The sequence below is a fragment of the Shewanella sp. 10N.286.52.B9 genome (assembly GCF_002873635.1).
Classification (GTDB): Bacteria; Pseudomonadota; Gammaproteobacteria; order Enterobacterales; family Shewanellaceae; genus Shewanella.
In genome coordinates this window covers 1-7,749 of record NZ_MCTY01000096.1, presented here as the reverse complement: position 1 = coordinate 7,749, position 7,749 = coordinate 1, and the positions used below count along the sequence as shown (strand labels likewise).

Genomic DNA, 7,749 nt, shown 5'->3' with positions numbered 1-7,749 from the left:
TCTTTTTTACGGTCAACAATAAAAAAGAAGCCTTGCTCATCCATGTAACCAATATCACCCGTGGCTAACCAACCATCTTTATCAATCACTTTGGCAGTTTCTTCTGGGCGTTGCCAGTAGCCTTTCATTACCTGAGGGCCTTTAGCAAATAACTCACCTGTTTCACCTTGGGCTAATACCTTACCGTCATCATCTCGGACTTGAATGAAAGTCGAAGGAGCAGGAAAACCAATTGAGCCATTGTAACCTTCGAGGTTATAAGGACAACAGGTCACTAGTGGTGATGCCTCGGTTAAACCATAACCTTCTAACAGGCGCGTTTTGGTAATGGCCTGCCATTTATCAGCCACCGCTTTTTGTACCGCCATGCCACCGCCAATTGAGAACTTTAAGCGGCTAAAATCTAAATTTTTAAAATCTTCGTTATTCACTAAGGCATTAAATAAGGTATTAACCCCAGTTAAGGCTGTGAATGGATATTTCTTAAGTTCACCAATAAATGCTGGCAAATCTCTTGGGTTAGTAATAAGTAAGTTTTTACTGCCCTTGTGTAAAAACAATAGGCAATTAACAGTTAATGCAAATATGTGATAAAGCGGTAAAGCGGTAACCACAAACTCTGAGCCATTTTTTAAGGCTGGCGAATAGGCACCATTAGCTTGCAAGACATTACTGACCACATTGCCGTGAGTTAGCATTGCGCCTTTAGAAACACCTGTGGTACCACCGGTGTACTGTAAAAATGATAAGTCATCAGTGGTTATCTCAGGCTTGATATATTGTAAACGGCGACCTTTGGTAAGCGACTGTCTGAAAGATAATGCATGTGGCAAATCATATTTAGGCACCATCTTTTTGATATATTTAACAATAAAGTTAACTAGGGTGCGTTTAGGTGCACTAAGCTGATCACCAAGCCCGGTGATAATCACAGATTCTACCGGTGTTTCTGCAACGACTTCTTCAAGGGTGCGGGCAAAATTAGATACCACCACAATAGCCTTAGCGCCAGAGTCGACTAACTGATGTTTAAGTTCTCTTGGGGTATAAAGTGGATTGACGTTTACCACTACCATCCCTGCACGTAAAATACCAAACAGTGCAATAGGGTATTGCAACAGGTTTGGCATCATTAACGCGACTCTATCGCCTTTTTCAAGCTTGAGTTCGTTTTGTAAATAGGCAGCAAATGCACGACTTCTTTCTTCTAACTTACGATAGGTTAATGTCGCCCCCATGTTGATAAAAGCAGGCTGATCAGCATATTTAGACACTGCTGTTTCAAACATGTCTACCAAAGAGGTAAATTGTTCAGAGTCAATTTCTGCTGGTACATTTTCTGGTAAATTATTAATCCAAGGATGGTCCACAATTTTCTCCTATTTAATTAGCCCATTGCTATGAAGGAGCCCTTCAATATTGGCAAGGTCTAAAAATCACTGCTCTTTAAAACTAGCGTAAAATTTTATTATTGTTAGTCGCAGCAAAGTTGTTTGCGTTAATTTTTATTGTTTCGCCATAAAATCATACGGCCGTTTAAATTCGGACCATAATCACATAAATGAAATAAAAATCCTAGTGATTTCACCACAACAAGATACTAACTTAGAATAAAAGTTCTAATTTTATCGGACACAAGCTTTGCACTACCCATATGTAGGTGGTGATCACCTTCAATTTGTATATGGGATAGGCGACTAAACCATGATAATGCTTGAGGTAAAGCTAATTTTAACTGCTTAAAGCCCTGCTCGCCTAATATTAATAAACACTGGGTATCGCTCATGCTCATTAATGCGTCAACCTGTTCAAAGGTTAAACGATAAGGTGAGTCTAGCTTAAGGCGGGGATCACTTTTCCAACATAATTGCTGATGTTTAATTTCAACATTACGTTTAATGATTAACTCACACCATACTTTATCAAGGCCAGTTAACTGATGACGGGCATTAACCGCCCTGTCGAGGGTAAAGCTTTGCTTAACTATTGCTATGTTTGCCATCGATGATTTAGCGCCATTAAAACGATTATGCTGTTGAAAGCTATTAATCAACCGCTTTTGGGCATGGGTTGGCTTTTCATATAACGGTGCTAATGCTTCAATCAAAATGAGCTTATCGACTTTGTGTGCAAAGCAAGCATTATAAGCCGCAGCAATAATACCACCTAAAGAGTGTCCAATGATGTTGAGGGGGGATGAAGGGCTTATTTGATTGATTAATTCATCCAAGTCATAAATATAATCAAGCCAATGAAGTGGATAACTACCAGGTCTATGTTGTGAATTACCGTGACCTGGCCAATCAATAGCGAGTAGTTGAAATTGGCTTAATATACCCTGAGTATGTAACGCTTTAGCTAAAGGTTCAAAGCTATCAGCATTATCTAACCAGCCATGTAAAGCCAATAAAATAGGCTTATTTTTACAGCCATAGCGTTTGGCGCTTAAACGAATATGAGCCAATTGAAAATCGACTTCTTCAACTGGCAGCGATTGTTCAATTGACTCATTCATAAGCACGTAATTGACTCTTTTTATCTGAATGTCTAACTTAAGATTACTTAGCTTTTTTGATGAATTTTAGCGTCATGCGATCGCTTTCACCAATAGCAAGATACTTGTCTTTATCTTGCTCTTTTAATGCTAAACGCGGTGGTAAAGTCCAAACCCCTTTCTCATAATCTTTGGTGTCTTTAGGGTTAGCATTAATTTCAGATGTTGCCGCTAGCGTGAAACCCACTTTTTCAGCTAGAGTAATCATTTCAGCTTGATCCATATAACCGCTTTCAAATGACATTCCAGGGTTTGATCTGTGTTCTACTACACCAAACACACCACCCTCTTTTAACACTTTATAAGATGCAGTGAAGGCATTTTCTAATTGCGCTTGCCCAGCCCAATTATGTAGGTTTCTGAAAGTCAGTACATAATCAACACTGTTATCATCCCCTAAAGCTAATGATGCTGGCGGCTGGAATGTAACTGTTGAAGCATTGCCTAATACCGCTTTGTTTTCAGCAAGCCAAGCTTCAAACTTTTTACCGGCTTTAGCGTAATACTGGGTTCTTTTAGTGTCTTCTTTTGGGTTGGTCTCAAAAATCGCACCAATATAATGGCCTTTATCAGCTAGGTATGGTGCTAAAATTTGCGCATACCAGCCACCGCCAGGCCATAATTCAATCACGGTATCATCAGGTTGAATACCTAAAAATGTTAAAGTTTCTGATGGGTTACGGTATTTATCCCGTGCGCTACTTTTCTCGGTTCTGAAATCACTGGCGACGGCTGCAGCCAGTTGCGGGTTAACCTTAACAGCCTGTGTATTTTCAGCCATGCCATGGTTATGAGCTATTGCTGTGTTAGTGACAGCAGACAAGCCTAAAACGCTAAGCCCAATAGCGGTAGATAATAATAACGTACGTTTCATTGTCTTCTCCCTGAAGAAATTGTCTCGAAAATATCAGCAACTGGTACGGCAAAGGTTGCTAAGTCGATCACTTTAGCCGATTGGCAGCTTTTTGTCGTCAACTCTTTTCCAACACATCCATAACATAAAACAACTGAATATCAGCCACATAATCACCCATATCCATGCAGGAATCCAAGTCAGTTGCGACAGTTTAGCTGCATCCCCTTGGCCTACGACTCGAAATAGTACCGTAGGGCTCGCCATGGCATTTAAGACAATCATCAATCCCATGACCCTTAATAGGCTATTAAGTAAAGCATTATGATCAAATTTAAGAGGTAATAAGAATACCACCGCAAGTGAAATTAATATGCCGATGGTGAGTAGATCCCGTGCCCACAGGATTAATGAACCAATAACGGTTATTCCTAAAATGCCTAAGGTAAAGCGGATCCCTGCACGCCAAGTGGCTAGCAAGAAAATCATATAGCCCCACAAGGCAGCACCGGGGTAGCCAGAAAAAGTAATCAATGGTGCAAAACCGCCTTGAGTAAAACAAAGGCCTGCACCATTGGGAAACAACTGGATTTTAGTGACTATGCCGCCAGATAAGATGGCTGCTATGCCATGAGATATTTCATGGAAATAACTTTCAAACCATTTGAATGGAATACTAATGAAAGGCAGTTTGGTAATTAAAAAGGCAAATAATAGTTCGAGAAAAAAGCGACCTTTTGAAGGGATAGCGGATAACTTGTTAGGTCGCGCATCATGCATATAGATCTATTCCTACCATTTGTTGAATATGTTCTCGTTGCGCAGAATGTTGGTTTATTAAATATTCTTGTATCGCACCAGCACTGGCCAATGTCTGACAATGGTCTTTGAATGGCTTATCTCTTGTCGCTGACGCCATGTCATTGTCGTATTGCAATTTAGCATCAAGCTTGGAATCAAATTCTGCGCTAGTTAGCGCCGGTAACTGTTTGCTGTCATCTTTAACGGCATCAAGCGTATCTGTTTGATTAGTTAGTTGAGTTTGATTTTGTAATGCAGAAAGCTTAACAACAGCGTTAGTTGAGATAGCTGAAACGTTTTTATGCCCATTAATATTGCTGGGATTATAGGAGGATAAAGGCTGAACTGAAGTATGTAAAAAAGCATTCATTGTTATCACTCCTATTATAAAAAGGCATTATGGCGCATTTGACAATGGCAACCCAATCGGCCTTATCTGTTACATCAGTGATAGCTGACAATAGCTCCCTATCACTGCTGTAAACTCATGGTGTTATTTATTCACGACCAGGTAATTTTTTCCAGGTGACTTTGTCACGTAAATACACAGGTGCAAGTTCATCCACTGAGGTCGCAAGTCCTTGCTCATGAGCTTTTATAGCTAACTTAATCATAGCTGATGCGTCGGGTAATGTTATCTGGGTCGCCTGTTTTTTCGCTACATCATTTAATAAATCTGGATAGGCTACAAAACCAGTGCCACAAATATGCATTGGCTTTTGCTTATCTAAAATAACGTCAACTGAATCAGGGCTAGAAACATGCTCAGCCCCCACTAGCGTTGCAATGCCGTCGACATTAATAAATTGTCCCCAATAAATTTCACTCATACGGGCATCAATGGCACAAAATATCTGTTCAGCTTGTTCGGTTTCGATGGCCATTTGCGCCATTGCAGCCAAGGTTGATACTCCAATCACGGGAATATCATGACCAAGCGCGAGGCCTTGAGTCATACTGGTACAAATACGAATACCGGTAAAGCTGCCAGGTCCACGACCATAGGCTATTAAATTTACATTTGAAATTTTAATGCCGGCTTCGGTTAGCACCTCATCAACCATAGGTAATATACGTTGGCTATGCTCTCTTGGTGCATCAAACACGCGATTATACTGTTTGTTGTCATGTAACAAAGCCGCTGAACAAGATTCAGTGCAAGTATCTAATGCGAGAATCGTTAAATCTGTATGAAGTTGAGTCATGTAAAAACGTGTTTACCTTACCATTAACTATGGAAAAAATGCTGGGCTAACTAATGCTGAGTATGGTGATTTAGCTAAATAACCTAAAGCCTGCAAGGCATTGTATCGGCACTGAGTCAGCTAAATCATCAACTGCAGTATAATAACTTATGGGATGCTTTTTAAAAAGCTTAACGCTTTATCTAAATCTCGGGTGCGATGCATTGGCGGTAACGAGTTAATAAAAGCTTCACCATAAGCTTTGTTTACGATGCGATTGTCGCACAATATTAACACCCCGCGATCTTTCTCATCTCGAATTAACCGTCCTACGCCCTGCTTTAAACTGATCACCGCTTGGGGCAAAGATATACTGGCAAAGGGATCTTTATTACTGCGTTCAGCATTAGCTGCACGGGCGCGGTACAAGGTATCATCAGGTGAAACAAACGGCAGCTTATCAATAATCACACAGCTAAGTAGCCGCCCTCTTACATCGACACCTTCCCAAAAACTGCTGGTGCCAAGTAATACCCCATTACCGAGTTGCCTGAACTTGTTTAACAGACTTTGTTTACTGGCCGAGCCTTGCACTAACAAGGGGTATTGCACTCGCCTTTGTAATGCGATAGCCACTTGCTGCAACATCTGGTGACTGGTAAATAAAATAAACGTTCGCCCTTGGGCCGCATTAATGGCTTGAATACAAACATCCACCAGCTGATTAACATTAGCTGCAGACTGGCCTGATTTCGCTAAATGGCGCGGCACGCAAAACATGGCTTGATTGGGGTAATCAAATGGGCTATCTAAAATCATTTGCTTGGCTTTCGATAAACCCATTTCATCGGCAAAATGCGTTAACTGGCGATTAACCTGCAAGGTCGCCGAGGTAAAGATCCACTGGGTTTGCTTATCAAATAATTGCTGACATTGTTTAGCAATATTAATCGGCGAGATCCGTAGCATAGTATGCTGCCCGCTGGGCTCAACACTATAAGCTGCATTACTGTCATTGCATTCAAAGTAACTATAAAGATTAGCCACCAGTGTCGATAACTTCACTACAATGTCATCTAAAGATTCACTTCGTCCGACGTGTTCGGTAATAACCTGTGTTAATAAATTGAATTCTTTCAACAATTCCCAAGATGAACTCGCAAGTGATTTATTGGAAATAACCTGTCGCCAGTCAGAAACATCAGCATCAATCAAATCATTTTGCCACGAAGCCAATTTGATTAAACAACGTTGACTTAATTGCTCAAGCTGAATGGTATCGCGCAGCTCGTTGCGATAGACCTCAATGATACGATGAAGTAATCTGTCTAGCTCTCTGGTTGGAATTTGTTGGCCGAAATAATTAATACAAACATCAGGCACCAAATGTGCCTCATCAAAAACGACCACATCAGCATCGGGCAATAACTCGGCAAAGCCAGTGTCTTTTAATAAACGATCGGCAAAAAACAAGTGATGATTCACCACCACAACTTTGGCATCTTGTGCTTTTATTTTGGCTTTACGATTGAAACAATCATCATAAAAACTGCAACGTTTACCGGTACAAGTTTCTTTGGTGCTGGTTACTGTGGCAATGGTGGCTGAGTTTTCAGCCACAGCGGTCAAGTTACCAATATCACCATCTTTGGTCACACTGGCCCATTGATTAATTTTAATGAGTTCATCAACCACTTTCGGTGGCATCTGGCTAATATGTTGTAAGTTTTTGTCCAATTTTAATTGGCATAAGTAATTACTACGGCCTTTTAATAAGGCGGTTTTGGGCGCTACTGAAAACATCTTCAGTAATAAAGGTAAGTCTTTAAAAAATAACTGCTCTTGAAGGTTTTTACTGCCAGTGCTGATGATAATTTGTTTGCCACTTAATAACGCCGGGATCAGATAGGCGTATGTTTTACCCACCCCAGTACCAGCCTCAAGGATCACATTATGCTTTTGATCTATAGCATCGCTCACCGCCAGCGCCATATCGTATTGGCTTTGTCTTGGGCGATAGGAATGGATCCCTCTCGCTAATGCGCCAGTTGGCGAAAAAGCCAGTTGTACTTCTTTTTGTAATCGAGTGGTCACATTTGACTCTTTCAGCATTGATAGTAAGCAACTTATATGTGGCTTATTATCTATTTTAATCGCTTGGGTAACAATCTTTGCCTATCAATTTATCAATTTAAAGTTGCTATTCGAACAGTAATCTAGGCTCACTATTTTACAGCCCTTTTTAAATATCGATAAAATCCTTAACTTTACATAAACTAATGTTTATCATTAACTTGTATATACAAACTGGACAAATAAACGCCTAAAAACCATGTAATCATCAGCCTGATATAAGA

7 protein-coding genes are annotated in these 7,749 nt (G+C 40.4%); all 7 read right to left on the bottom strand.

Features of this window, described 5'->3' with window-relative positions; genetic code table 11:
• The coding region (locus tag BCU91_RS06690; RefSeq protein ID WP_102531155.1) for an AMP-binding protein at positions 1-1,370 on the bottom strand (1,370 nt) is incomplete at its 3' end.
• Between the two features lie 230 nt (positions 1,371-1,600).
• Positions 1,601-2,515, bottom strand: a complete 915-nt coding sequence (locus tag BCU91_RS06685) for an alpha/beta hydrolase (RefSeq protein WP_102437287.1) — start codon at positions 2,513-2,515, stop codon at positions 1,601-1,603.
• Positions 2,516-2,558: 43 nt separating this feature from the next.
• Positions 2,559-3,335: a methyltransferase gene (locus BCU91_RS06680; protein WP_241901057.1), complete on the bottom strand. Its 777-nt coding sequence runs from the start codon at positions 3,333-3,335 to the stop codon at positions 2,559-2,561.
• A 165-nt stretch (positions 3,336-3,500) separates the two neighbouring features.
• Entirely contained in the window at positions 3,501-4,187 is a 687-nt protein-coding gene (locus tag BCU91_RS06675; protein ID WP_102476618.1) for a M50 family metallopeptidase, read from the bottom strand.
• Positions 4,180-4,578: a hypothetical protein gene (locus BCU91_RS06670; RefSeq protein WP_102437281.1), complete on the bottom strand. Its 399-nt coding sequence runs from the start codon at positions 4,576-4,578 to the stop codon at positions 4,180-4,182. The genes BCU91_RS06675 and BCU91_RS06670 overlap by 8 nt, the downstream gene beginning before the upstream one ends.
• A gap of 127 nt (positions 4,579-4,705) precedes the next feature.
• Positions 4,706-5,413, bottom strand: a complete 708-nt coding sequence (gene tsaB, locus BCU91_RS06665) for a tRNA (adenosine(37)-N6)-threonylcarbamoyltransferase complex dimerization subunit type 1 TsaB (RefSeq protein ID WP_102437279.1) — start codon at positions 5,411-5,413, stop codon at positions 4,706-4,708.
• A gap of 147 nt (positions 5,414-5,560) precedes the next feature.
• Positions 5,561-7,504 (bottom strand): ATP-dependent DNA helicase, encoded by a 1,944-nt coding sequence (locus BCU91_RS06660; RefSeq protein WP_102437277.1) that lies wholly within the window; start codon positions 7,502-7,504, stop codon positions 5,561-5,563.
• Between the last annotated feature and the right edge of the window lie 245 nt (positions 7,505-7,749).